At 61.4% G+C, this 23152-nt stretch carries 25 protein-coding genes; 14 read left to right on the forward strand and 11 right to left on the reverse strand.

Annotated features, from left to right (window positions below; genetic code table 11):
* Positions 1-46: 46 nt before the first annotated feature.
* The gene (locus tag ASE80_RS01335; protein WP_056857318.1) at positions 47-646 is read right to left on the reverse strand and encodes a class I SAM-dependent methyltransferase; all 600 of its coding nucleotides are present in this window, start codon (positions 644-646) and stop codon (positions 47-49) included.
* Between the two features lie 240 nt (positions 647-886).
* Positions 887-2239, reverse strand: coding sequence for a glutamine synthetase family protein (locus ASE80_RS01340; protein WP_056857319.1), 1353 nt, complete (start codon positions 2237-2239; stop codon positions 887-889).
* A gap of 357 nt (positions 2240-2596) precedes the next feature.
* On the opposite strand from ASE80_RS01340, the gene ASE80_RS01345 reads away from it, so the two are divergent.
* Together ASE80_RS01345 and ASE80_RS01350 are read left to right on the forward strand one after the other, a co-directional pair.
* The gene (locus ASE80_RS01345; RefSeq protein ID WP_056857320.1) at positions 2597-3361 is read left to right on the forward strand and encodes a transporter substrate-binding domain-containing protein; all 765 of its coding nucleotides are present in this window, start codon (positions 2597-2599) and stop codon (positions 3359-3361) included.
* Positions 3362-3411: 50 nt separating this feature from the next.
* The gene (locus ASE80_RS01350; protein WP_056857321.1) at positions 3412-4248 is read left to right on the forward strand and encodes a cache domain-containing protein; all 837 of its coding nucleotides are present in this window, start codon (positions 3412-3414) and stop codon (positions 4246-4248) included.
* Between the two features lie 130 nt (positions 4249-4378).
* Here ASE80_RS01350 and ASE80_RS01355 read toward each other — a convergent pair whose 3' ends face one another.
* Both ASE80_RS01355 and pobA read right to left on the reverse strand, forming a co-directional pair.
* Complete coding sequence (locus tag ASE80_RS01355) at positions 4379-5905, reverse strand: MDR family MFS transporter (protein WP_056857322.1); 1527 nt, start codon at positions 5903-5905, stop codon at positions 4379-4381.
* 67 nt (positions 5906-5972) lie between these two features.
* Positions 5973-7166, reverse strand: coding sequence for a 4-hydroxybenzoate 3-monooxygenase (gene pobA, locus ASE80_RS01360; protein WP_056857323.1), 1194 nt, complete (start codon positions 7164-7166; stop codon positions 5973-5975).
* A gap of 181 nt (positions 7167-7347) precedes the next feature.
* Between pobA and ASE80_RS01365 the strand changes: the two genes are divergently transcribed.
* Entirely contained in the window at positions 7348-8223 is an 876-nt protein-coding gene (locus ASE80_RS01365; RefSeq protein ID WP_056857324.1) for a helix-turn-helix domain-containing protein, read from the forward strand.
* Positions 8224-8301: 78 nt separating this feature from the next.
* Here the strand turns inward: ASE80_RS01365 and ASE80_RS31060 are convergent, their stop codons facing one another.
* Positions 8302-8478 carry a hypothetical protein gene (locus ASE80_RS31060; RefSeq protein WP_017137373.1) on the reverse strand — a complete coding sequence of 59 codons (177 nt, stop codon included), beginning with the start codon at positions 8476-8478 and terminating at the stop codon, positions 8302-8304.
* Positions 8479-8577: 99 nt separating this feature from the next.
* Positions 8578-9483, reverse strand: coding sequence for a LysR family transcriptional regulator (locus tag ASE80_RS01370; protein WP_056857325.1), 906 nt, complete (start codon positions 9481-9483; stop codon positions 8578-8580).
* 104 nt (positions 9484-9587) lie between these two features.
* Between ASE80_RS01370 and ASE80_RS01375 the strand changes: the two genes are divergently transcribed.
* Together ASE80_RS01375 and ASE80_RS01380 are read left to right on the forward strand one after the other, a co-directional pair.
* A complete protein-coding gene (locus ASE80_RS01375; protein WP_056857326.1) occupies positions 9588-10454 on the forward strand; it encodes an MBL fold metallo-hydrolase in 867 nt (288 codons plus the stop codon).
* A 34-nt stretch (positions 10455-10488) separates the two neighbouring features.
* Positions 10489-11103 carry an NAD(P)-dependent oxidoreductase gene (locus ASE80_RS01380; RefSeq protein WP_056857327.1) on the forward strand — a complete coding sequence of 205 codons (615 nt, stop codon included), beginning with the start codon at positions 10489-10491 and terminating at the stop codon, positions 11101-11103.
* A 114-nt stretch (positions 11104-11217) separates the two neighbouring features.
* On the opposite strand, the gene ASE80_RS01385 is transcribed toward ASE80_RS01380, so the two are convergent.
* Positions 11218-12087 carry a LysR substrate-binding domain-containing protein gene (locus ASE80_RS01385; protein ID WP_056857328.1) on the reverse strand — a complete coding sequence of 290 codons (870 nt, stop codon included), beginning with the start codon at positions 12085-12087 and terminating at the stop codon, positions 11218-11220.
* Between the two features lie 110 nt (positions 12088-12197).
* Here ASE80_RS01385 and ASE80_RS01390 point away from each other — a divergent pair, with 110 nt between their 5' ends.
* From ASE80_RS01390 to ASE80_RS01400, 3 genes are all read left to right on the forward strand, one after another.
* Entirely contained in the window at positions 12198-13823 is a 1626-nt protein-coding gene (locus ASE80_RS01390) for a 5-guanidino-2-oxopentanoate decarboxylase (protein ID WP_056857329.1), read from the forward strand.
* Positions 13820-15262: an aldehyde dehydrogenase family protein gene (locus ASE80_RS01395; protein ID WP_056857330.1), complete on the forward strand. Its 1443-nt coding sequence runs from the start codon at positions 13820-13822 to the stop codon at positions 15260-15262. Before ASE80_RS01390 ends, ASE80_RS01395 begins: the two co-directional genes overlap by 4 nt.
* 373 nt (positions 15263-15635) lie before the next feature.
* Positions 15636-16571 carry a LysR family transcriptional regulator gene (locus ASE80_RS01400; protein ID WP_056857331.1) on the forward strand — a complete coding sequence of 312 codons (936 nt, stop codon included), beginning with the start codon at positions 15636-15638 and terminating at the stop codon, positions 16569-16571.
* A gap of 3 nt (positions 16572-16574) precedes the next feature.
* Here the strand turns inward: ASE80_RS01400 and ASE80_RS01405 are convergent, their stop codons facing one another.
* Together ASE80_RS01405 and ASE80_RS01410 are read right to left on the reverse strand one after the other, a co-directional pair.
* Entirely contained in the window at positions 16575-16937 is a 363-nt protein-coding gene (locus ASE80_RS01405) for a 5-carboxymethyl-2-hydroxymuconate Delta-isomerase (protein WP_056857332.1), read from the reverse strand.
* Between the two features lie 163 nt (positions 16938-17100).
* Entirely contained in the window at positions 17101-18036 is a 936-nt protein-coding gene (locus tag ASE80_RS01410) for a LysR substrate-binding domain-containing protein (protein WP_056857333.1), read from the reverse strand.
* Between the two features lie 129 nt (positions 18037-18165).
* On the opposite strand from ASE80_RS01410, the gene ASE80_RS31065 reads away from it, so the two are divergent.
* Positions 18166-18342, forward strand: coding sequence for a hypothetical protein (locus ASE80_RS31065; protein WP_164488390.1), 177 nt, complete (start codon positions 18166-18168; stop codon positions 18340-18342).
* A 34-nt stretch (positions 18343-18376) separates the two neighbouring features.
* Positions 18377-18769, forward strand: coding sequence for a VOC family protein (locus ASE80_RS01415; RefSeq protein WP_056857334.1), 393 nt, complete (start codon positions 18377-18379; stop codon positions 18767-18769).
* 125 nt (positions 18770-18894) lie between these two features.
* Here the strand turns inward: ASE80_RS01415 and ASE80_RS31070 are convergent, their stop codons facing one another.
* Positions 18895-19041: a hypothetical protein gene (locus tag ASE80_RS31070; protein WP_017137360.1), complete on the reverse strand. Its 147-nt coding sequence runs from the start codon at positions 19039-19041 to the stop codon at positions 18895-18897.
* Between the two features lie 197 nt (positions 19042-19238).
* Between ASE80_RS31070 and ASE80_RS01420 the strand changes: the two genes are divergently transcribed.
* Both ASE80_RS01420 and ASE80_RS01425 read left to right on the forward strand, forming a co-directional pair.
* Positions 19239-20543, forward strand: coding sequence for an MFS transporter (locus tag ASE80_RS01420; protein ID WP_056857335.1), 1305 nt, complete (start codon positions 19239-19241; stop codon positions 20541-20543).
* A complete protein-coding gene (locus ASE80_RS01425) occupies positions 20543-21301 on the forward strand; it encodes a substrate-binding domain-containing protein (protein ID WP_056857336.1) in 759 nt (252 codons plus the stop codon). The genes ASE80_RS01420 and ASE80_RS01425 overlap by 1 nt, the downstream gene beginning before the upstream one ends.
* On the opposite strand, the gene ASE80_RS01430 is transcribed toward ASE80_RS01425, so the two are convergent.
* Complete coding sequence (locus tag ASE80_RS01430) at positions 21293-22195, reverse strand: LysR family transcriptional regulator (RefSeq protein ID WP_056857645.1); 903 nt, start codon at positions 22193-22195, stop codon at positions 21293-21295. The two genes, ASE80_RS01425 and ASE80_RS01430, sit on opposite strands and share 9 nt — an antisense overlap.
* 203 nt (positions 22196-22398) lie before the next feature.
* Here ASE80_RS01430 and ASE80_RS01435 point away from each other — a divergent pair, with 203 nt between their 5' ends.
* Positions 22399-22821 carry a ribbon-helix-helix domain-containing protein gene (locus ASE80_RS01435; RefSeq protein ID WP_235593052.1) on the forward strand — a complete coding sequence of 141 codons (423 nt, stop codon included), beginning with the start codon at positions 22399-22401 and terminating at the stop codon, positions 22819-22821.
* Positions 22818-23144, forward strand: coding sequence for a type II toxin-antitoxin system RelE/ParE family toxin (locus ASE80_RS01440; RefSeq protein ID WP_056857337.1), 327 nt, complete (start codon positions 22818-22820; stop codon positions 23142-23144). The genes ASE80_RS01435 and ASE80_RS01440 overlap by 4 nt, the downstream gene beginning before the upstream one ends.
* Positions 23145-23152: the final 8 nt, after the last annotated feature.

Genomic DNA, 23152 nt, shown 5'->3' on the forward strand with positions numbered 1-23152 from the left:
CATGAAAACTCTGACAAGAGATGGAGAATAGTCCGACAGACTGGAGTTAGCCCCTCTTACGCAAAACATAGACACGCCACAACTTGGAGCCCGGCAGGAACTCCTGGTGATGAAGGACTTTGAACCCGGCCTGGCGGAATTCGTCCTCCACCGGCGTGCGCGAGTTCACTGAGACAATCACTGTATCGCGGCTGACACGGTGGAATTCGCGCAACAGCGCTATTCGCACGTCACTGCTGGGCACATGACGAAACAGTTCCAGGCAGAAAATACAGTCCACCGCGTTGGCCGACAGGCCGATGGAAAATGCCGAGCCCTGAAACGTCTTGACCCGCTTGAGCAGCGCCGCCGGGTGATGGGTGCGCGCGTGGTCGAGCATGGCCTGGGAATTGTCCGAGGCCAGGATCACCCGGTTGACGTGTTCGGCCAACACCGGCCAGAACCGGCCCGAGCCACACGCCAAGTCCAGGATCAACCCAGGCTCGCCCGCCACTTTCAACGCCTGGCGCACCAACCGTTCATCACGCCAGGCCGCCAGACGCTTGAGCAGCGCGGGCGGACGCGTGTCGCCGCAGACCTGGGCATGCTCGCGGTCACAGCGTTCGGCGAATTCAATCTCGATAGAGGATGGTGGTTGTGGCGACATTGCGGGCTCATGTGAGTGGAACGGTGGTGAACGACCTTGAACCGCAGCTTAACCACTGCAACGTGAAAAAAAGGTTGAAACCGTGACGGCTATAAAACACCGGTGATCGACTGTGGGAGCTGGCTTGCCTGCGATGCAGACACCTCGGTGTATCAGGTACACCGAGTTGATGCCTTCGCAGGCAAGCCAGCTCCCACAGAAAAGCAGCGCTTCGGTGTATCCAAATCTGCTGCCAGCGGATCACGCCTGATGCAGGTACCAGCGCCAATCCTGCTCGCCCACCTCCCCCATGAACTGGCGATATTCCTCACGTTTCACCGCCAAATAGACGCCGAGGAACTCACTGCCAAACGCTTCCCGCGCCCAGCTTGAACCGTCCAGCCAGTCGGTGGGCAGCAATGCATTGGCCTGGGCGTACCCGTTGCCTTCCACCGGCGCCCCGGGGTCGCGCTGTTCGCGAATGCCCCGGTGAATACCCGCCAGGATGGCAGCAGCCGCCAGGTATGGGTTGGCGTCGGCCCCGCAAATCCGGTGTTCGATATGCCGCGAATGAGCCGGCCCGCCCGGTACGCGCAGGCTGACGGTGCGGTTATCCACGCCCCAGGTGGCCGCCAGCGGCGCATAGCTGTTGGTCTGGAAGCGCCGGTAGGAGTTGGCATTCGGGCAAAACATCAGCAGCGAATCGAGCAAGGTGCTGAGCATGCCGCCCACCGCCTGGCGCAGCAGCGGCGTGCCATCGGCGGCCTCACTGGCAAACAGGTTATTGCCCTGGGCATCCGCCAGGCTCACATGCATGTGCATGCCGGTGCCCGCCAGGTCATCGAATGGCTTGGCCATAAAGCAGGCGGTCATTCCGTGTTTATGCGCCACGCCCTTGACCAGGCGCTTGTAGCGCACCGCTTCGTCCATGGCTTGCAGGGCATCGGCGCGATGTTCCAGGGTAATTTCCACCTGACCCGGCGCGTATTCGGAAATCGCCGTGCGCGCCGGAATGCCTTGCAGCTTGCAAGCGCTGTAGAGGTCGGCCAGGAACGGCTCGATCTGCTCCAGCTCGCGCAGGCCGTACACCTGGGTCGAGCGTGGGCGATTGCCGTCAACATCCCGCGCCGGTTGCGGGCGGCCGTTGCTGTCGGGTTTCTGGTCGAGCAGGTAAAACTCCAACTCCGCCGCCATCACCGGGTAATAACCGTCGGCCTTGAGCCGGTCGATCACCTTGGCCAGCACATGCCGAGGGTCAGCCACGGTGGCCGGCAAGCCTTCGGTGGGGTGCATGCTGACTTGCACGGCGGCGGTCGGGATCATGCGCCACGGCATGCGCTGCAAGCTGCCGCTGACCGGGTAGGCGCGGCAGTCGATATCGCCGACTTCCCACACCAGCCCGGAGTTTTCCACGTCGTCGCCGTTAATCGTCAGGCCCAGGATGGTGCTGGGCAACGGGCGGCCACTTTCATACACCGCCAACAGCTCATCGCGGTGCAGCAACTTGCCGCGTGGTACGCCGTTGTTATCGAGGATAAACAGCTCGAACATTTCGATATCCGGGTGCTGTTCAAGAAAAGACCGGGCTTCTTGCAGGCTGGCAAAAACACTCATGGGAACTCTCATACGTTTGCGTCAGGCAGGCGCACAGGCGCCGCCGGGCAGATGCGCACAGGTGCGCGTTATCCATGGGGCAGAACAACGTAAGAGCAAGGTATCCGGTGGGCGCGCGTGTCGGCAGTGGAACAAGGCCCAGAAGGCCAGCGCGGACGGCAGTGTCGCGAGGTGAGTGTCGGGAGAGCCGTCCATGCAAGATTCACAGTGAGGTAGATGCCCGGCAGCGTCACACGCGTGCAAAGGTTGTTCAATTGCGGGTTGACGGAGTTTGGTTGCGGCCTGGCTAAACAATTGCCATCCCCGCATTTAGCTGGAAATAATGGCGACCCGAGCATGCCCCAAGGATTCGACCGCATGAAAGCTCCCCTGGCCTTCTGTTTACTGGCAAGCGTGGCCACCCACGCCCTGGCCGATTCACGCCTGGACGAGGTGCTGCAAACCGGCACCCTCAGCGTCTGCACCACCGGCGACTACAAGCCCTACACCTCGCTGCGTGCCGATGGGCGCTACGAAGGCATTGATATCGCCATGGCCGAGTCCCTGGCCAAGAGCCTCAACGCCAACATCAAATGGGTGCCCACTACCTGGAAAACCCTGATGCCGGACTTCCTCGCCCAGCGCTGCGACATCGCGGTGGGCGGAATTTCGGTGTCGTTGGAACGCCAGAAAAAAGCCTTCTTCAGCCAGCCCCTCGGCGTCGATGGCAAGATCCCGCTGGTGCGCTGCGCCGATGTGCAGCGTTACCAGAGCGTCGAGCAGATCAACCAGCCGCAGGTGCGCGTGATCGAGCCGGCGGGCGGCACTAATGAGGTGTTTGCCCGCGCCCACCTGGCCAAAGCGCAGATCCGCCTGCATGACAACGTGACGATTTTCGACGAACTGCTGGCGGGCAAGGCCGACGTGATGATCACCGACGCCAGCGAAGCGCGCTTCCAGCAAAAACAGAAGCCCGGGCTGTGTGCGGTCAACCCCGAGCGGCAGATGCAATACAGCGAAAAAGCCTTTTTGCTGCCCCGCGACGACGTGGCGTGGAAAAGCTATGTCGACCAGTGGTTGCACCTGAGCATGGCCACCGGGGTGTATGACGGCATCGTCAATCAATGGCTGGCGGCGCCCTGAGCCGGAGCCGTCTACGCTGTGGTCACATCAACAATAATGAGGGACGGATAATGAAGGGACTCTTGCAACTCACCTGGCTGCTGCTGTTGGGTTTCAGCCAGGTGCACGCGGCCACTCAGGAAGAGGACGCCCAGGCCGCCAAGGCGTTACTGGAAAAGGCCGTCACCTACTTTCAAAGCAACGGCGACAAGGCGTTCGCCGCGTTCAGCCGCCAGGGTGAGTTTATCGACCATGACCGCTATGTGTTCGTGGTCGATACCAAGGGAGTGCTCTTGGCCAGCGGCGGGCCCTCCTCTGCCTTGATCGGCCGCGATGTGTCCGAGGTGCTTGGGCCAGACCTGCAAGCCTCATTTAAACAGGCGCTGGCCGTGCCCGAAGGCCAGGGCATCCAACAAGCCGACTATCGCTGGCAGAACTGGAACGACGGCAAGGTTGAGCACAAGCATGTGTTTTATCAGCGCGTGGGCGAGCGCATCCTGGCGGTGGGTTACTACCTGCCACGGGCCACGCCGGAACAGGCCCGGGCGCTGCGCAACAAGGCAGTGAATGCGCTGATCAAAGATGAAGCCGGCACGCTCAAATCGATCAATTCATTACAGGGCGGCTTTCTGCAGGATGATCTGTATGTATTTGTGGTCGACCTGAACACCGGGCGCTATGTGGCGCACGGCACCAACCTGCGACTGATCAATACCGACTTCGGCAAGATCAAGGACCCGGATGGCAAGCCGGTGGGTGAGCCGATTCTGAAGCTGATGGCCGAGCAGGATCAGGGGGAATACAAGTACCGCTGGAAGAACCCGGTAACCGACAAGGTTGAGAACAAGCATGCATACGTGCGCAAGGCCGGGCATTTCATGGTGGCGGTTGGGTACTACAGCCCCTAAGGCTTAAACGCAGTCAAAAATGTGGGAGCTGGCTTGCCTGCGATAGCGGTGGGTCAGCTCGCCTATGGGAAACTGACACACCGCTATCGCAGGCAAGCCAGCTCCCACAGTTTGATCACTGTTGTGTCAGTTATTTCGCTTTGTCTTCACGGCCGCGCAGCACACGATTGGGCATCGCAATCGCCGCCGCCAACCCCAGCAACGACACCGCCGCACTCACCATCAGCAAATGCCGGAATGTCACCGCCAGTTCCCCGCGCAAGGCATCCTGTGCAGGCCCCGGTGCGGCGTTGAGGCCGTCGAGCAACACGTTGCCGGAACTGCCTTCGGCCCCCAGCGCACCAGTAGCCAAATGCGCGAAGCTGGAATCCTGCAACAACGCCAGCAGCAGCGCCGACATGCACGCCACACCGACCGCCCCGCCCAACGAACGGAACAGGTTAGTGGTGCTGGTGGCCACGCCAATATCGCGCTGCTCCACCGAGTTCTGCGTGCCCACCAGGGACGTCGGAAACTGCATCCCCGCCGCAATTCCGCACAGCAGCATAAACACCGCCGTGAGCGCCACCGCCTGCGGCGGGCTATAAGCCATGCCGAAAATCGCCAGCGGGCTCAAGCATGCGCCGGTGAGGATCATCGGTTTATAACGCCCGGTCACCGAGGTCATGCGCCCGGCGAAATAAGCGCCCATCGGCAAGCCCATGGCCAACGGCAGCAAGTGCAAGGCGGCGCTGTCGGCACCCGAGCCGGTCACCGTCTGATAACGCAACGGCATCAACACCGTCAGGGAAATGGCCTGGAAGCTGGTGAAGAAAATCGTGCACCAGCACAGCACCGCGCTGCGATTGGCGAACAGGTGCATCGGCAACAACGGCTCGCGTGCCCGACGTTCGTGCCACACGAACACCGTCAAGGCCACCAGCGCGCAGGCCAGCAGCCCCAGCACTTGCTGGTCACGCCAATGATGGCCCTGGCCGATTTCGGTGATGCCCAGCAACAAGGCGGTCAGGCCGATGATCATCAGCACCGTGCCGAGGTAATCGATGATCGGCTTGCGCTGCGGCACCGGCAGGCCCACCAGTGTGCGGTGCGCCACGTACCAGGCGCCGGCGCCCAGCGGCAGGTTGATCAAAAACACCCAGCGCCACGACAGGTATTCGGTCATGTACCCGCCCAGCACCGGCCCGGCCACACTGGCCACCGCGTACATGCTGCTGAAATAGCCCTGGTAACGCCCACGCTCACGGGGCGGGATGATGTCGCCAATGATCGCCTGGCTGACCGAGATCATGCCGCCGGCGCCGATGCCCTGGAGAATCCGCGCCAGTACCAACTGCTCCATGCTTTGCGCCATGCCGCAGAACAGCGACGCCAGGGTGAACACACCCATGCCGATCAACATCATCGGGCGACGCCCATACAAGTCGCCGAGCTTGCCGTAGATCGGCACGGCCACGGTCATCGCCACCATGTAGCCGGAGATCACCCAGGCCAGCAGGTTTACATCATGAAACTGCGCGGAAATCGCCGGCATCGACACGGCGACAATGGTCTGGTCCAGCGCGCCCAGAAAGATTGCCAGCATCAAGGCGGCGAGCACACTGCGAACGGCGGGAGCGGGTTGAGTAGGCTGAGCGGGTAGGTTGAGGCGAGTCACGGCAGAACCTTCGAGCAAGGCCCGCAGGCAAGGAAGGGCCTGCGGGAACGCCGGATACGATAGCAGGCTACTCGATAGCTTCGTAAGGAAGCCCGACGTAATTTTCTGCGATGGTCTGGCGCCCCGCCTGTGAGTGGATGAAATACTCCAGCTCGCTCTGCGCAATGCGCTGGCTGAAGCCGTCGGCTTGCGGGAACTGATGCAACATCGAGGTCATCCACCAGGAAAACCGCTCGGCTTTCCACACCCGGCGCAGGCAGATGGCCGAGTATTTTTCCAGCAGGTCCACGCGGCCCTCGCGGTACACCTTGAGCATGATCCGAAACAACGTGCTCACATCACTGGCCGCCAGGTTCAAGCCTTTGGCGCCGGTGGGCGGCACGATATGCGCGGCGTCACCGAGCAGGAACAGGCGCCCGTACTGCATCGGCTCCACCACAATGCTGCGCAGCGGCGCGATGCTTTTCTCGATCGACGGCCCGGTCACCAGTTGCTCGGCCAACGGGCTGGGCAGGCGGGTTTTGAGTTCGGCCCAGAAACGCTCATCCGACCAATCATCCAGCGGCTCATCGACCGGCACCTGCAGGTAATAACGGCTGCGGGTCGGCGAACGCATGCTGCACAACGCAAAGCCACGCGCATGTTTGGCATACACCAGCTCGTCATGCACCGGCGGCGTATCGGCAAGGATGCCCAGCCAGCCGAACGGATAGACGCGCTCGAACACCTGTAACGCCTCAGGCGGAATCGCCTGGCGCGCCACCCCGTGGAAACCGTCGCACCCGGCGATGTGGTCGCAGTCCAGGCGAAAGGTTTCGCCGGCATGCTCGAAGGTGAGCCAGGGCCGATCAGTTTTAAGGTCATGGGGCTGCACGTCGCGCGCTTCGTACAGCGTGACGGCGCCGGCGGCCTCGCGGGCGGCCATCAAGTCGCGGGTGACCTCGGTCTGGCCGTAGATCATCACCGACTGGCCGCCGGTCAAGCCCTTGAGGTCGATATGGGTCAGTTGGCCATTGAGTGCCAACTCAAAACCGTCATGCACCAGGCCTTCGGCGTCCATGCGTCGGCTCACGCCCGCCTCGCGCAGCAGGTCGACCATGCCTTGCTCCAGCACCCCGGCGCGGATGCGGCCTTGCACGTAATCGGCGCTCTGGCGCTCTAGAATCAGGGTCTGGATACCGGCGTTGTGCAGCAGTTGACCGAGCAGCAATCCGGAGGGACCGGCGCCAATAATGGCGACTTGGGTTTTTAGCGTTTTCATTATTTTTATGGCCCGCAAGCTTCACCCGAACGGATAGGGTGAAAGAGTTGTCATTCATCTTGTTGCTGATCATTTTTCACTTGAGTGGCCGCCATAAGAAGGTGAAAACTGAGACAAAGCCTGCGCTTTTTGCCAATTGGGGCGATTACCGCACCACTATCCTGAGTATCGGATTGAAACCATGACCAAAACTGCCAGTACCGCGATTCCGGTCTTCAAGCTTTACGGAGAAAGCCAGCAATGGCCGACTCCGGATTTGTTGCACTGTGAAACCATTTCCCGACGGAGCCGGGAATACCAGTGGGAAATCCAACCCCACCGGCACGCGGATCTGTGCCAGTTGCTGTACGTACACAGGGGCCAGGCGCAACTGGAAATCGAAGGCCAGCGCACCACACTCAGCGAAGCCACCTTGCAGGTGCTGCCGCCTTTGTGCGTGCACGGGTTTCGGTTTTCTGAAGAGGTGGAAGGTTTTATCGTGACGCTGGCCGCGCCGCTGGTCAGCCATTTGCAGACCCAGCTGGGCGCGACGGTGGACGGTTTGCAAGCCCTGGGCAACTACCCGGCCGGCAAGGACAGCGACTACCTCAACAGCCTGTTCGCGCGCCTGCAGGACGAATACGCCGATGAACAACCGGCCCGCGACATGATGATGCACGCCCTGGTCAGCGTGCTGCTGGTGTGGATCAGCCGCCAGGCGATCCAGCGCCGCCATCCGCGCGCGCCGCGCGGGCGTGAATATTTTCGGCGCTTCACGCAGTTGGTCGAGCAGCATTACCGCGAACACCCGAAGATTGAAGACCTGGCCCACAAGCTGGGTATCTCGGTCTCACACCTGAACGGCACGTGTCGGGAATTGGGTGGGCAGCCTGCCTTGCAGATCATGCATGACCGCCAGTTGCTGGAGGCCAAGCGCCTGCTGACCTATACCAGCATGACCATCAATGAGATGTCGGAGGTGTTGGGGTTTTCCGACCCGACCAATTTCTCCCGGCTGTTCCGTCGCCGGGTGGGGTTTTCGCCCAAGGCGTTTCGCGAGCAGCTGAAGGCGGATTGATGCGGGACGCGGAGCGTCCTGCGTTGCATTACCACGCGGAGCGTGGGAACGATCATCCCACGGGGAGCGTGGGAACGATCATCTGAGCGCGCTGAAACTGCCGGTACGCGGCACACACAGATCCTGATGGCAGCTGATCGCGAAGGTCGGCTGCATGCGGGTCTGTTCAACCCGGTAGGCGGCCGTGCCGTACAGCGCGGTGGCCAACGCGCACAGGATGAAAATCATCAGGTACTTTCTAATTTTTAGGGTCATGGCACACCTCTGAATAGATCGACTCGGTGCTGTTTAAAGCATAGGTCAATCAGGGCGAGTTGCCATTATTGGGCGTCATTCAACATCTTTATGTCGGCTCTAGAGACCGATATCCCACACCGGTTCTTCCGGGAACCGCAGCACCAGAAAATCCAGCAGGCTGCGCAGCGCCAACGGCATGTGTTTACGCGAGGCATACACGGCGTAGACGTTCATTTGCTGCGGCTCGGCTTCGGGCAACAGCCGGGTCAATTCGCCACTGCGGATGTAGTCCCCCGCCTGATAACTGGGCAAACGCGCCACACCCGCGCCCGCCAGCGTCACACGCAGCAAAGTCGTGGCCTCGTTAGCGGTGATATTGCCCTGCACCGCCACCGACACCGGCTCGCCGTTCTCGGTGAAGTGCCACAGGCTTTTGCCGAAATAGGAGTGGGTCAGGCAGTTGTGTTCGGCCAAGTCGTGGACTTGCCGAGGCTGCGGGTGTTCCAGCAGGTATGCCGGTGACGCGCAGATCACCGAACGGCACAGCGTGAGCTTGCGCGCGATCAGGTTGGGGTCCAGCTCAAAGCTGGTGCGGATGGCCAGGTCGATGCGCTCATCCACCAGGTTCACTGTACGGTCGAGCATCTGCAGGTCGATGCTGACCAACGGGAAGCGCTTGACGAACTCAGCCACGGCCTCCGCCAACTGCGCCTGGCCGAATGAGCTGCTGACACTCAGGCGCAACTGGCCGCGCGGCGCTTCATCCGGCTCACTGACGGCCGCCTGCATGTCATTGCACAGTTCGAGCATTTGCCGGCAGCGCGGCAGCGTTTCACTGCCGGCGGCGGTGAGGCTGAGCTTGCGCGTGGTGCGGTGCATCAGGCGCGCTCCGACCCAATCCTCAAGTTCAGCCAGATAGCGCGACACCACCGGCCGCGACAGGTCCAGCTGATCGGCGGCGGCGGACTGGCTGCCCAGGTCAACTACCGTGACAAACACCCGCATTGCTTGAAGACGATCCATGATTTGCACGCTTTTAGAAACAAACTATGTCCAAGCATCGCATTTTTTGTTGTGTTTGGCGCAACTAAGCTCTGTGCATCACTTACCTGCTGCTGGAGCTGCACATGATCTCGGTACTCAAACGATTTGCCCTGGCTTCGGCCGCTCTGGCGTTCGCTGCCCATGCTGCGGCTGCCGACCTGAAGCTGGACGCCTACAACCCAGGCACCTCGGCCATGATGCCGGTCAGTTCGGTGCTGGTCAGCGGTGAAAAAGACCTCATTCTGGTCAACGCCCAGTTCGGCAAGACCCAAGCCGAGCAACTGGTGCAGAAAATCCGCAGCAGCGGCAAACACCTCACTACCATCTACGTCAGCGACGGCGACCCGGACTTCTACTTCGGCCTCGACACCCTGACCGCCGCGTTCCCCGACGCCAAAGTGCTGGCGACCCAGCCGGTGGTGGACCATATCAAGGCCACCGTCGAGCAAAAAATCGCGTTCTGGAGCCCGAAACTCGGCGCCGACAAACCAAGTAAAGCCGTGATCCCGCAGGTGCTGCAGGGCCATACCCTGACGCTGGAAGGCAAAAGCCTGGAAGTGATCGGCCTGGACGGTCCGCAGCCGGAGCGCACCTTTGTGTGGATCCCCTCGATCAAGGCGGTCGTCGGTGGCGTCGTGGTGTTTGAAAACACCCACGTGTGGATGGCCGACACGCAAACCGCCAAATCCCACACCGACTGGCTGGCCACCTTGCAACGTATCCAGGACCTGAAGCCGGCCACCGTGATCCCGGGCCACTACCTGGGCACACCGACCGTACAGTCCGTGGCCTTTACCGCCGACTACATCAAGGCTTTCGATATCGAGACCGCCAAGGCCAAGGACTCCGCTGCACTGATCGCGGCGATGAAAAAGCGTTACCCCAACCTTGAAGACGAAAGCAGCCTGGAACTGGGTGCCAAAGTTGCCAAGGGCGAAATGAAATGGTGAATGGTTTTTTAACCCTAACGTACTGGAGAACGTCATGAGCAAGATTGCAATCATTGGTGCCACCGGCCGTGCCGGTAGCCAACTGCTGGAAGAAGCGCTGCGTCGCGGGCATACCGTTACGGCCATTGCGCGTAACACCGACACGCTGGCTGCACGCCCAGGCCTTAGCGTTAAAAAAGTCGACGCCCTTGATGCGGCTGCCTTGCAGCAAGCGGTCAGCGGCCACGACGTGGTGATCAGTGCGGCGCACTTCGCCACCCTGCCCGCCAGCGCCGTGATCGGACCGGTAAAAAAAGCCGGTGTGAAACGCCTGCTGGTGGTGGGCGGTGCGGGTTCGTTGTTGTTGCCAGGTGGCAGCCGCGTGATCGACAGCGAGGGTTTCCCGGCTGAATACAAAGCCGAAGCCAGCGCCGGTGCCGAGTTTCTCGAGGTGCTGCGTCAGGAAAAAGAACTGGATTGGACCTTCCTGTCACCGTCGGCAGAGTTTGTTGAAACCGAGCGCACCGGCAAATTCCGTCTGGGCCAGGATGACCTGCTGGTGAGCGCCGAGGGCCGTAGCTGGATCAGTTTTGCTGACTTTGCCATCGCCCTGATCGACGAAGTGGAAACACCGAAGCACTCGCGCCAACGCTTCACCGTCGGTTACTGACCCTGTAATGATCGTTCCCACGCTCTGCGTGGGCATGCAGCCCCGGACGCTCCGCGTCCCGAAGCGTGACGCAGAGCGTCACCAGAGGCATTCCCACGCAGAGCGTGGGAATGATCATCGGTGGGCCTCGCTCACCAGCCACGCCATCAAGGCTTGCAGCCCAGCCGAAGGCTCAGTCCCCGGCGGGTACACCAGGTAATAGCCCATTCCCGTCGGCACCCGCAGTTCAAACGGCGTCGCCAATCGCCCGGCTTTCACATCCTCGCCCATCAACGCACTGTCGCCTATCGCCACGCCCGAGCCCTGGGACGCTACCGTCATGGCCAGGTCCAGCGTTTCGAAATGATGCCCCGTAGCCAGGTTGCTCAGCCGCGTATTCGCCGCCTTTAACCACAATGCCCAATCCCGCTCGTCCCGCGTGGGGTGCAGCAGCACCTGTTGTTGCAGGTCTGCCGGGGTGTGCAGACCGCCGAGCAACGCCGGTGCACAGACGGGCGTGAGTTGCTCATCAAACAGGTGCCGTGCCTCGGCCGACTGCTCGGCGATGGGCGCATAGATCACCGCCGCGTCAAATTGCTCACGGCGAAAGTCCACGGTGTAGGCCACGGTGGTAGTCAGCTCCACTGGCACATCCGGGCGCTCCTTTTGCCACTGCAGCAGGCGCGGCAGCAGCCAGCGCATCACACAGGTGGAAGCCTTGAGTTGCAGGGTGGCACGGCGGCTGCCGATCTGCTCCACCGCGTCACCGATCAGGCCGAATACCTGCTGCGCACGCAGCGACCATTCGCGACCTTCTTCGGTCAGGCTCAAGCCGCGCGCCTGGCGCTGAAACAGGGCGTAACCCAGATGGCTTTCCAGCCCGGCAATCTGACGGCTCACCGCGCCTTGGGTGATGTGCAGTTGCTCGGCGGCGCGGGTGAAGTTGCAGCACTGGGCGGTGACCCAAAACGTGTGCAGCGCGGGCAGGGGTGGAAGGCGTTTCATCGGGGTGAGCCATGACGTGGGAACATGGCTAGTATGACTTTTTATCGATTGTTGCCGCTACGGGCCAGCCGCTCCAATAGCGCCTCGAATCCATAACAAGAGCGACATGTATGGCGACCTGCGGCGAAGTATTGGTCAACCTCCTGGAAAGCTACGGCGTGGACCAGGTGTTCGGTATTCCCGGCGTACACACCGTTGAACTGTATCGCGGCCTGGCGCGTTCCAGTATCCGCCACGTCACCCCGCGCCACGAACAGGGCGCCGGGTTCATGGCCGACGGGTATGCGCGCACCCGCGGCAAACCTGGCGTGTGCTTCATCATCACCGGCCCGGGCATGACCAATATCACCACCGCCATGGGCCAGGCCTATGCCGACTCGATCCCGATGCTGGTGATTTCCAGCGTGCAGTCGCGCAGCCAATTGGGCGGCGGGCGCGGCAAATTGCATGAGCTGCCGAACCAGAGCGCGATGATCGCCGGCGTGGCGGCGTTCTCCCATACCTTGATGTCGGCGGCCGAGTTGCCTGGCGTGTTGGCGCGGGCGTTTGCGTTATTCCAGGCGGGGCGACCGCGCCCGGTGCATATCGAAATCCCGCTGGATGTGCTGGTGGAGAATGCCGATGCGTTGCTTGGCTGCGCGCCGGTCAGCGTCGCCCGCGCAGGCGCAGCGCCGTCGGCGGTCAAGCAGATGAGCCAGTTGCTCGCAGCAGCCAAACGCCCGCTGATCCTGGCCGGTGGCGGTGCCATCGATGCCGCGCCAGAGCTGACGCGCCTGGCTGAAACCCTCGGCGCGCCGGTGGCACTGACCATCAATGCCAAAGGCCTGTTGCCATCGACGCACCCGCTGCTGATCGGCTCGACGCAATCCCTGGTCGCCACCCGTGCGCTGGTCGCTGAAGCCGACGTGGTGCTGGCCATCGGCACAGAACTGGCGGAAACCGACTACGACGTGACCTTCGCCGGTGGCTTCGAGATCCCCGGCGCACTGCTGCGGGTCGACATCGACGCCGACCAGACCGTACGCAACTACCCACCGCACGTGGCACTGGTGGCCGATGCGCAGATGGCCGCCGAAGCCTTGCTCGCCGAATTGAATAAAACGCCGCTGCCTGCACGCGCCAGCAATTGGGGCAGCCAACGTGCAGCCCGCTTGTGGGCCGAACTGACGCCCACCTGGGACGCGGCCACCCGCGCACAAACCCTGTTCCTCAACACCGTGCTGCAAGCGCTGCCCGACGCCGTGCTGGTGGGCGACTCCACCCAGCCGGTGTACAGCGGCAACCTGACCCTGAACCTTGACCACCCACGCCGCTGGTTCAATTCGTCCACCGGCTACGGCACCTTGGGTTACGCCCTGCCCGCCGCCATCGGTGCCTGGCTGGGCCGAGGTGACGGCCAGCCGGTGGTGTGCCTGATCGGCGACGGCGGCCTGCAATTTTCCTTGCCGGAACTGGCCAGTGCGGTGGAAGCGCAGGTGCCGGTCATCGTGCTGCTGTGGAATAACCAGGGCTATGAAGAGATCAAGAAATACATGCTCAACCGCGCCATCGAGCCGGTCGGTGTGGACATCTACACCCCGGACTTTATCGGCGTCGCCAAGGCCTTGGGTTGCGCCGCGGAAAGTGTCCAGGGCCTCGAGCCTTTGCGCAGCGCGTTGCGCGCCGCCGCAGATCGCCAGGGGCCGACACTGATTGAAATCAACCAAGGGCTTTGGATGCAAGAGGTGGCGGTATGAGCGCAGTCTTGAACGGTGTGTTTATCAATGGCCAATGGCAGGCGGGCCACGCGGTGCTGGAGGTGATCAATCCGGCTACCGAAGCGACCTTGGCCCATGTCAGCATGGGCGACGCCTCGGCAGTGCAACGGGCGGTCGACGCGGCCAGCGCGGCGTTTGTCGACTGGTCGAACAGCAGTGGCCGTGATCGCGGCGCCCTGTTGCGCAAGGTCGCTCAAGGTGTGGGCAAGCAGCGTGAACAGCTGATGCAGTTGCAGTCGAGCAACAACGGCAAGCCGCTGTTTGAAGCGGGTATCGATGTGGATGACGTGATCGCCACCTTCGAGTACTACGCGGGTATCTGCGATGCGATGGACGCAGGACAAGACAGCCCGGTGGCCTTGCCCAGCGACGATTTCAGCGCACGCCTGCGCCGCGAACCCTGCGGCGTCGTGGGCTTGATCGTGCCGTGGAACTTCCCGATGGTGACCACCGCCTGGAAGCTTGCCCCCGCGTTGGCGGCCGGTTGCTGCGTGGTGCTCAAGCCGTCGGAAGTCACGCCCCTGGCGGAGTTGCAATTGGCGCGGATTATTGCCGAGGCCGGCTTCCCGATAGGGGTGTTTAACCTGGTGTGTGGCACGGGGCTGGCGGTCGGTGCGCCACTGGCTGCGGACCGTCGCGTGGCGAAAATTTCCTTCACCGGCAGCAATGCGGTGGGCGTGCAGGTGATGCAGCGCGCCGCCGAAACCATCAAGGGTGTGAGCCTGGAACTGGGCGGCAAATCCTCGTTGCTGGTGCTGGCCGATGCCGACCTCGACCTGGCGGTGGAACTGGCCTGTGGCGGTGGCTTTTTCAACGCGGGGCAGATCTGTTCGGCCACCAGTCGCGTGTTGGTGGCCGACAACCTGGCGGATGAATTCCTGCAGCGTTTGCAGGCACGGGCTGAAGGCATTCGCGTGGCGGACCCGTTTGCCGAGGATGTGGAGATGGGCGCGCTGATCAACCGTGCGCAGTATCAGCGGGTGCTGGGGCATATCCGGCGCGGCATCGATGCGGGTGCGCGGTTGTTGTGTGGCGGCGCTCGCCCGGTGGGCCTGGAAAAAGGCTTTTTCATTCGCCCGACGGTGTTTACCGACGTGCCGCTGGGCAGCGCCTTGTGGAACGAAGAGATCTTTGGCCCGGTGCTGTGCGTACGACGTTTTGCTACGGAGGCCGAGGCCATCGCCCTGGCCAACGACAGCGACTTCGGCCTGGTCGCCAGCGTCGTGAGCGCCAACATCGACACCGCCGAACGCGTGGCCAATGCCTTGCAGGCGGGCCTGGTGTGGATCAACGCACCGCAGGTGATCTTCCCGCAAACGGCATGGGGCGGCTACAAGCAGAGCAGTATCGGCCGCGAACTGGGGCCGTGGGGGTTGGCGGCGTTTCAGGAGATCAAGCATGTGATTCGCGCGAGCTGACAACACCGTCCCCTGTGGGAGCTGATGATCGTTCCCACGCTCCGCGTGGGAATGCCTCAATGGACGCTCCGCGTCCGCTCTTGGGACGCGGAGCGTCCTGGGCTGCGTTCCCACGCGGAGCGTGGGAACGATCAGTCATCTTCAGCCCGCACCCCCTCGACCTGCTATGGCCTGGTGGTCACTGTGCTGATCGTCACACGCTTGAACCCAAAGCATTACAGCCGACATATCCACTGACGTCGTGTTGCCAACATTTTATGTCCCACACCCAACATAGAAACGCCCTACAGCGCTTTCTATTGGTACGGCCGTTCCGTTAAGCTTTTGCCAGTCTTGTACTGAGTTCGGTACAAAGGGTTTACGGACGAAACCGATGCTAAACAGTAACTTGCTCAGAAAGCTTGATATGCAGGACTTGATGGTGTTTATCGCCGTCTATGACCAGAGCAGCGTTACCGAGGTGTCCGAGACACTGTTCGTCAGTCAGTCAACCGTGAGCTACAGCCTGAAGAAGCTGCGCACCAGTTTTGAGGATGAGCTGTTTATCAACACGCGGGCCGGCATGCGCCCGACGTACAAGGCCACCACTATGTACGGGCACGTGCAGAAGATCCTGGAAAGCATCAACCTGTGCCACGCAGGCAGCCAGGCCTTCGACCCGACGCAGCAGGCGGTGACCTTCAATGTCTGTGCCCCGGAATATTTCGAACAGTTGATTTTGCCGCGCCTGTTGAAGCACTTCAACCGCGCCGACTTGCCGGTGAGCGTCAATGTGCAAAAGCTTGAAACCGAGATGCCCGCCAATGACCTGCGTGAAGGCCGCCTCGACCTGGTGATTTGTTTCGGCCCGCACTTTCACCGCGCCCACAAAGACTTCAAGACCCAGATGCTGTTGGAAGACGATTTGGTGTGCGTGTTCGATAAACGTTCGAGCCCGCGCGAGCCGGCCTTCAGCTTGCAATCGTTTGTCGAACGGCGCCACGTGTACCCCACGCCCTGGACCTGCGACACCAACCTGATTGACGGCTGGCTGGCACGCCAGGCTCACAAGCGCCAGGTGATTGCCCGCGCCAACAGCTACAGCGCCGCCTTGAAGATGATCAGCGGCACCGACTTTATCGTCACCCTGCCCCGTCGCGTGCAAAAGCTGCTGGCACCGGCCACCGTGTTCGGCCATTGCGAAGCGCCGAACGGGTTGCCGGGGTTTACCCTGGACATGCAGTGGAATGAAACCAGTGGCCAGGGCAGCGCCAATACCTGGTTTCGTGAGCAAATCGTCAAGGTGTGCGCCGATCAGGGCTTGTTGTAACCCTTAGCCGATTGCGACTTTGCTGTAGGAATCACGATCCATGTCCAGCAACTGGACACTGAGTTGAACCTGCAAATCGGCCGGCCACTCAGCGGCGTCCTGCAGGGCCGCCAACAAGCTTTCCGACAACTGCTGCTTGACCTGGGGTGAGCGCCCGCTGAGCAGCGAGAGCTTTACCGCAATAAAACCGCGCGGGCTGAGGGAGGTGCCCACCTGGAAACTCTCGACCTTGATTGCACGGCTCTTGATATCGAACTCGGAACCGAACTGCCCGGACGCCATCAGCACGTTGTTCAGGCGCAGCAGGGTTTTCTCGACGGCAAGGCCGGTCAGGTTGGCGGTGTATTCCAGGTGCAGGTGCGGCATGTAAAGCTCCGAGTGGGCTTGAAAAGAAACCTACATATAGCATGCAGTTGAACGAAGTCAGACCGATTTCAATGTGAAATGTCGATCAGACCCCGCAGCGAAGGATTTTCCCGGAACGCCACGATCACCAGCACCCCGGAACACAGCGCCTTGAAGGTTTATCTCAAGCTTTTTCCGCGAGTACCGGCAACCTGTCGCGCTCACTCATGAACGCCTCCAGCCGTGAACGCATCCAGCGTTCGGCAGGGTCGGTGTCGACGTGGCTGAGCCAGACCATCGACAAGTCCAGGGTCGGGGTTTCGAACGGGAACGGCTCACAGAATAGATTGCCGCCGGCGGCCATGGCATGGGCGGTGTAATCCGGCAGGCTGGCGATCATGTCGGTGCCGGCGAGCAATGCCGGCAATGCACTGTATTGCGGCACCGACAGCACCACGTGGCGCTTGCGACCAATCTCGGCCAGCCACTCATCGGCAAACCCGGACACGTTGGCGGTGTGAGACACCAGCACATGGGGACGGGCGCAATATTCGTCGAGGGTCAGCGGTGTATCCGAGGCATCGGCACGCAACAGGCAGGGGCGGATATGCCGCAACAACTTGCGCTTGGCATTGGCCGGCAGGCCGCGGGTCTGGGTGATGCCCACGGTGATATCGCCGGAAGCCAGCAGGTCGGGGATGCGCCAGTAATCGACGTGCTGCACCACGAACACCACCAACGGCGCTTCCTGGCGCAAGGCCCGCAACAGCGGCGGCAGCAGGCCGAACTCGACGTCATCGGACAGGCCGATGCGGAAGGTCATGGTGCTTTGGGTCGGGTCGAAATCGTGGGTCAGGCTCAAGGCCGACGACAATGAGTCCAGGGCCGGCGACAGGTGCTGGATGATCTCTTCGGCCCGCGCGGTGGGCTCCATGCGGTGACCGACGCGAATAAACAGCGGGTCGTTGAACAAGGTGCGCAAGCGGTTGAGGGCCGAACTGATGGTTGGCTGGCCGAGAAACAGCTTCTCTGCCACCCGCGTCACATTGCGCTCGAGCATCAGTGCTTCGAAGACCACCATCAGGTTGATGTCGGCCTTGCGTAATTCATTGCGATTCATCGGCGCCTGCCCCTTTCCCCAAGACAAGCCGCAGTTTAGAAAGCCCGGGGGGCTGCGTCTATGTGAACACTGTTCATCCGGCGCCTTTGGGACTATAAATCAGCGCTTGAAGGTCAAAGGATCACCATCGTGCTGGTCATTATTGCCTTGGCCATGGTCGTGGCCGCGCTCTGCCTCTGGGTCGTCCGGTTCATTGCCAACCCTACCGTGAGGACCCTGACGCGGGTGTTTATTGGCTTGTGCCTGGCGGCGGCAGTGGCTTATCTGGTGCTGGCGTGGGGTTTGCCTATCTCAGTGCTGGCTTGAAGACCTGTAACTTTTTCTGCAAGGACTGCCTATCTTGAAATTCGCCTACACCATTATCTATGTGCCCGACGTTGCGGCGTCATTGGCATTCTTTGAAACAGCCTTCGGCCTGCGTCGCCGTTTTTTGCATGAATCCGGCACTTATGGCGAGTTGGAAACCGGTGACACCACGCTGTCGTTCGCTGCGCATGAACTGGGCGAAATGAACTTCGACGGCGGGCACGTCGAGGCGCACACCTCTAGACAGCCGCTGGGGATGGAAGTGGGATTTGTCACCGGGGATGTATTCGTCGCGCATGCCAAGGCACTGCTGCACGGCGCGAAGGAGCTGTCGCCACCGAGCACCAAGCCCTGGGGGCAAGTGGTGTCGTATGTGCGCTGCCCGGATGGCACGTTGGTGGAGTTGTGTACGCCAATCGTGGGCTGAGCACAGAAACATTGTGGGAGCTGGCTTGCCTGCGATAGCGGTGTGTCAGGCACAGATGTAGAGACTGACCCGCCGCCATCGCAGGCAAGCCAGCTCCCACAGTTTGATCCTAATTGGCTGGAGATTCAGGGCTTGAGCGGGCGCTCCTGATCGCGCTCGGACAGCTCGGTGCCGTCGTCCGGGTGTTTCCAGGTCTGCGGCTTGTCTTCTTCGCGCTGCCGCCGGGCCTGCTCGTGCTCCGGCTCGTCCTGACGTTTGTGCTCGTCACCCATACGCACCTCCCTTCCATAAGAAATTGATCACTTCTGAAGCATAGAACAGCAGTGAGATTTTGGCGGACTTGCCGATTGATAGCCAATACGCATCAATCCATCCAAATTACTCACTTATCATTTCTAAATGTGTCAGCCACTATCCGCGGTCTTAAGCGAAACAAGCACTTTAAAAAGAACGCTGGAGACACAAAACCATGACTAGCCCTTCCCGGCCCGACTCTGCCCGCTCGAAAGTTGGTGCGGTATTCCGCGTTACTTCGGGCAACTTCCTCGAACAGTTCGACTTCTTTCTGTTCGGCTTCTACGCCACCTACATCGCTGCCGCGTTCTTCCCCGCCGCTAATGAGTTTGCGTCATTAATGATGACCTTCGCCGTGTTCGGTGCAGGCTTCCTGATGCGGCCTCTGGGCGCAATTATTCTGGGTGCCTATATCGATGACGTCGGTCGTCGCAAAGGCCTGATCGTGACCCTGTCGATCATGGCCAGCGGTACGCTGCTGATCGTGCTCGTGCCGGGCTATCAGACCATTGGCCTGTGGGCACCGTTGCTGGTGCTGCTGGGCCGCCTGTTGCAAGGCTTCTCGGCTGGCGCAGAACTGGGCGGCGTGTCGGTTTACCTGTCTGAAATGGCCACGCCGGGCCGTAAAGGCTTCTACACCAGCTGGCAGTCGGGCAGCCAACAGATTTCCATCGTGGTAGCCGCCGCACTGGGCTACGGCCTGAATGTGTGGATGGAACCGTCGGTGGTTGCCGATTGGGGCTGGCGCATTCCGTTCGCCCTCGGCTGCGTGATCATCCCGTTCATCTTCGTGCTGCGTCGCAACTTGCAGGAAACCGAAGAGTTCGCCAACCGCAAGCATCGCCCGACCATGCGCGAAGTGCTGGCGACCCTGGTGAAAAACTGGAGCGTGGTGATCGGCGGCATGCTGATGGTGGCCATGACCACCACCGCGTTCTACCTGATCACGGTGTACGCGCCGACCTTCGGCAAGACCGTGCTGCACCTGAGCACCTCCGACGCCCTGCTGGTGACCTTGCTGGTGGCCGTGTCGAACTTTGTCTGGCTGCCGATCGGCGGCACCCTGAGTGACCGCTTTGGCCGCAAGCCGGTGCTGGTCGCAATGACCGCCCTGACCGTGATCACCGCCTACCCGGCGCTGTCGTTCGTGGTCAACGCGCCGAGTTTTGCGCATATGCTCGAAACCCTGCTGTGGTTCTCGTTCCTGTACGGCATGTACAACGGCGCGATGATCCCGGCGCTGACCGAAATCATGCCGGTGGAAGTGCGCGTGGCGGGCTTCTCCCTGGCCTATAGCCTGGCAACGGCGATCTTCGGTGGCTTCACGCCGGCGATCTCCACGTGGTTCATTCACATCACCGAAGACAAAGCCTCGCCGGCCTATTGGATGATGTTTGCCGCGGCGTGCGCGCTGTGCTCGACCCTGGCGCTGTACCGTCGTGCCAACACGCGCGGCCAGGTCATGCAGGGGGCGGTGTAATGAAGACGCTATTGAAAACCCTGACGGCCCTGACCCTCGGTGCCCTGGCGCTGACGGCCCAGGCCGAACAGCTCAAGGTGATGACCTCCGGCGGTTTCACCGCTGCCTATAAACTGCTCGGCCCGCAATATGCCCAGCACAGCGGCGACACCCTGGACACCATCCTCGGCCCGTCGATGGGCAAGGCGCCGGAAGCGATCCCCAACCGCCTGGCCCGTGGCGAACACGCCGACGTGGTGATCATGGTCGGCTATGCCCTGGATGACTTGATCAAACAAGGCAAGGTCGACCCTGCGTCCCGCGTGGAACTGGCGGATTCGCGCATCGGCCTGGTCGTCAAAGAAGGTGCAGCCAAACCTGCGATCGGCACCGATGCCGAGTTGAAGGCAGTGCTGAGCAAGGCCAAGTCCGTGGCGTATTCGGACAGCGCCAGCGGTGTGTATGTCGAGAAGGAGCTGTTCAAGAAGCTCGGCATGCCCGCCAAGGGCACGATGGTCGAGCGCACCCCGGTGGCCGAAAAGGTCGCCAAGGGTGATTACGAGGTGGGCCTGCAACAGGTGGCCGAATTGTTGCCGGTGCCGGGCGTGACGTACGTGGGCAAGATCCCCGAGGACGTGCAATCGGTGACGCGTTTTGCGGCGGGCATTCCGGTCAACGCCGAACACCCGGCGCAGGCCAAGGCATTCTTGCAATTCCTGGCCTCGCCCGAAGCGCAACCGGTGGTGCAATCCACCGGCCTGGACTCGGTGTCACACTGACCGAAACGGCATCTCGCGCACCAACCGCTCCAACTCCAGCGCCGCTGGCGGCAATGTCCGCCCGCGGCGTTTTATCAAGCCCACATGGCGCATCACCTGCGGTTCGATCAGCGGCACACTCACCAGAATCGGGTGTTCGCACGCCGGCATCGCAATCGACGGCACCATCGCCACGCCCAGCCCCGCCTCCACCAACCCGATCATGGTGGTCACGTGATGGGTCTCGCAGATACTCGGTTTTTTCACCCGCACGCCCCGCAACGCCTGGTCCAGCAGGAAGCGGTTGCCCGAGGTTTTGTCCACGGTGATGTAGTCGTGCTCGTAGGCCTCGACCCAGGTCACGCTGTCGCGTTCGGCCAATGAATGGTCACGACGGCACGCCAGCACATAGCGCTCCTGGAACAACAACTCGAACTCCACCTCATCGGCCAGGCTGCCGCTGAAACTCACGCCGAAATCCGCCTCGCCGCTTTCCACCGCATTGCACACCTCACCGGCGCTGGCATCCAGCACGCGCAGGCGAATCTTCGGGTACAGCTTGTGGAATTCGGAGATCACGTGGGGCATGAAGTAGTACGCGGTGGACGGCACACAGGCGATGGTGACGTTGCCCATGCGCGTGGAGGCGACGTTGCTGATCCCCATCAAGGCGATGTCGAGGTCGTCGAGAATGCGCTCCACCTGAGGCAGGAACGCGCGCCCGACCATGGTCAGGCTGACCCGCCGCGTGGTGCGCTCGAACAGCTTGACGTCGAGGGCGGACTCGAGCTTTTCGATACGTCGGCTGAGGGCCGGCTGCGAGATGCGGATGGCCTCGGCGGCGCCGCGAAAACTGCCCTTGTCTACCACGGCGCGGAAGGCTTGGAGGTCGTTGAGGTCGAAGTTGATGATCACGGGGGATGGGCCAGTGTGGTCGATTTGGGAGGCATTATCGTACGGCCGGTGGTAAGGCGCCATGCGTGCAGGGGGCGGGTTGCGTTAATAACCCTGCTACAAATATGAAGTCATACATATCAGTGCGTTATTGGCCGAGTGGCGCCACGCAGTCGCGAAAAAGCGTCAATACTTGCGTCCTGAGTTACTCAACGGAGAGAGAAATGCCCATGGAAACCTGCCAGAACCCCTACCTGTTTTGGATTGACGATGAGACGCCGGACACCGACATCGGTCAGTTGCTCCTTGCAACACGCCAATGGTCGAGTAGGATTGAATCCTACTCAACACTTGCGAGCTTCGACATGCGCTCAACTCAGCAAATGAGCATTACCTTGCCACTCGAAATGGCCGCCCTGGTCAAAGCCAAGGTCACTTCCGGTGAATACGCGAGCGAAAGTGAAGTGATACGCGACGGCCTCAGGGCGCTGATGGCCCGTGATCGCGCCATGGAAGACTGGTTGCGCGACCAGGTGATCCCCGCCGCCGCCGCTCTCGAGGCTGCCCCTGGCCGAGCGCTCTCCACCGAGCAGGTTCGCGAACACATGGCAGCCAAGCGCCAGCGAACCGGTACTGAACAACCGTGAGTTATTCGGTCGCCTTTGCACCAGAGGCATTAGCCCAACTCGAAGCCCTCGAAGACTACATCAGCCATACCGAATCCCCCGTTGTTGCAGCACGTTTTATCGACAACATCATCAACCACTGCGAAAGCCTTGGCGTGTTTCCGTTGCGCGGCACATGCCGTAACGACCTGCTACCCGCCTTGCGCATCACCCATTACCGGCACACCACCGCCATCGCCTTCAGCGTGGCCGCCGAGACTGAAACCGTGTCGATCCTGGGCGTGTTTTACGGCGGCCAGGATTACGCCGCGCGATTCCAGAATGAAGACCTGCTACACGACTAATCAATAAG

Source organism: Pseudomonas sp. Leaf15, assembly GCF_001421425.1.
Classification (GTDB): Bacteria; Pseudomonadota; Gammaproteobacteria; order Pseudomonadales; family Pseudomonadaceae; genus Aquipseudomonas; species Aquipseudomonas salomonii.

What these genes read in the sequence shown, in the direction of transcription:
- ASE80_RS01335 (WP_056857318.1), bottom strand. Translation starts at nt 646, where the DNA reads ATGTCGCCACAACCACCATCCTCTATCGAGATTGAATTCGCCGAACGC.
- ASE80_RS01340 (WP_056857319.1), bottom strand. Translation starts at nt 2,239, where the DNA reads ATGAGTGTTTTTGCCAGCCTGCAAGAAGCCCGGTCTTTTCTTGAACAG.
- ASE80_RS01345 (WP_056857320.1), top strand. Translation starts at nt 2,597, where the DNA reads ATGAAAGCTCCCCTGGCCTTCTGTTTACTGGCAAGCGTGGCCACCCAC.
- ASE80_RS01350 (WP_056857321.1), top strand. Translation starts at nt 3,412, where the DNA reads ATGAAGGGACTCTTGCAACTCACCTGGCTGCTGCTGTTGGGTTTCAGC.
- pobA (WP_056857323.1), bottom strand. Translation starts at nt 7,166, where the DNA reads ATGAAAACGCTAAAAACCCAAGTCGCCATTATTGGCGCCGGTCCCTCC.
- ASE80_RS01365 (WP_056857324.1), top strand. Translation starts at nt 7,348, where the DNA reads ATGACCAAAACTGCCAGTACCGCGATTCCGGTCTTCAAGCTTTACGGA.
- ASE80_RS31060 (WP_017137373.1), bottom strand. Translation starts at nt 8,478, where the DNA reads ATGACCCTAAAAATTAGAAAGTACCTGATGATTTTCATCCTGTGCGCG.
- ASE80_RS01370 (WP_056857325.1), bottom strand. Translation starts at nt 9,483, where the DNA reads ATGGATCGTCTTCAAGCAATGCGGGTGTTTGTCACGGTAGTTGACCTG.
- ASE80_RS01375 (WP_056857326.1), top strand. Translation starts at nt 9,588, where the DNA reads ATGATCTCGGTACTCAAACGATTTGCCCTGGCTTCGGCCGCTCTGGCG.
- ASE80_RS01380 (WP_056857327.1), top strand. Translation starts at nt 10,489, where the DNA reads ATGAGCAAGATTGCAATCATTGGTGCCACCGGCCGTGCCGGTAGCCAA.
- ASE80_RS01385 (WP_056857328.1), bottom strand. Translation starts at nt 12,087, where the DNA reads ATGAAACGCCTTCCACCCCTGCCCGCGCTGCACACGTTTTGGGTCACC.
- ASE80_RS01390 (WP_056857329.1), top strand. Translation starts at nt 12,198, where the DNA reads ATGGCGACCTGCGGCGAAGTATTGGTCAACCTCCTGGAAAGCTACGGC.
- ASE80_RS01395 (WP_056857330.1), top strand. Translation starts at nt 13,820, where the DNA reads ATGAGCGCAGTCTTGAACGGTGTGTTTATCAATGGCCAATGGCAGGCG.
- ASE80_RS01400 (WP_056857331.1), top strand. Translation starts at nt 15,636, where the DNA reads ATGCTAAACAGTAACTTGCTCAGAAAGCTTGATATGCAGGACTTGATG.
- ASE80_RS01405 (WP_056857332.1), bottom strand. Translation starts at nt 16,937, where the DNA reads ATGCCGCACCTGCACCTGGAATACACCGCCAACCTGACCGGCCTTGCC.
- ASE80_RS01410 (WP_056857333.1), bottom strand. Translation starts at nt 18,036, where the DNA reads ATGAATCGCAATGAATTACGCAAGGCCGACATCAACCTGATGGTGGTC.
- ASE80_RS31070 (WP_017137360.1), bottom strand. Translation starts at nt 19,041, where the DNA reads ATGGGTGACGAGCACAAACGTCAGGACGAGCCGGAGCACGAGCAGGCC.
- ASE80_RS01420 (WP_056857335.1), top strand. Translation starts at nt 19,239, where the DNA reads ATGACTAGCCCTTCCCGGCCCGACTCTGCCCGCTCGAAAGTTGGTGCG.
- ASE80_RS01425 (WP_056857336.1), top strand. Translation starts at nt 20,543, where the DNA reads ATGAAGACGCTATTGAAAACCCTGACGGCCCTGACCCTCGGTGCCCTG.
- ASE80_RS01435 (WP_235593052.1), top strand. Translation starts at nt 22,399, where the DNA reads ATGCCCATGGAAACCTGCCAGAACCCCTACCTGTTTTGGATTGACGAT.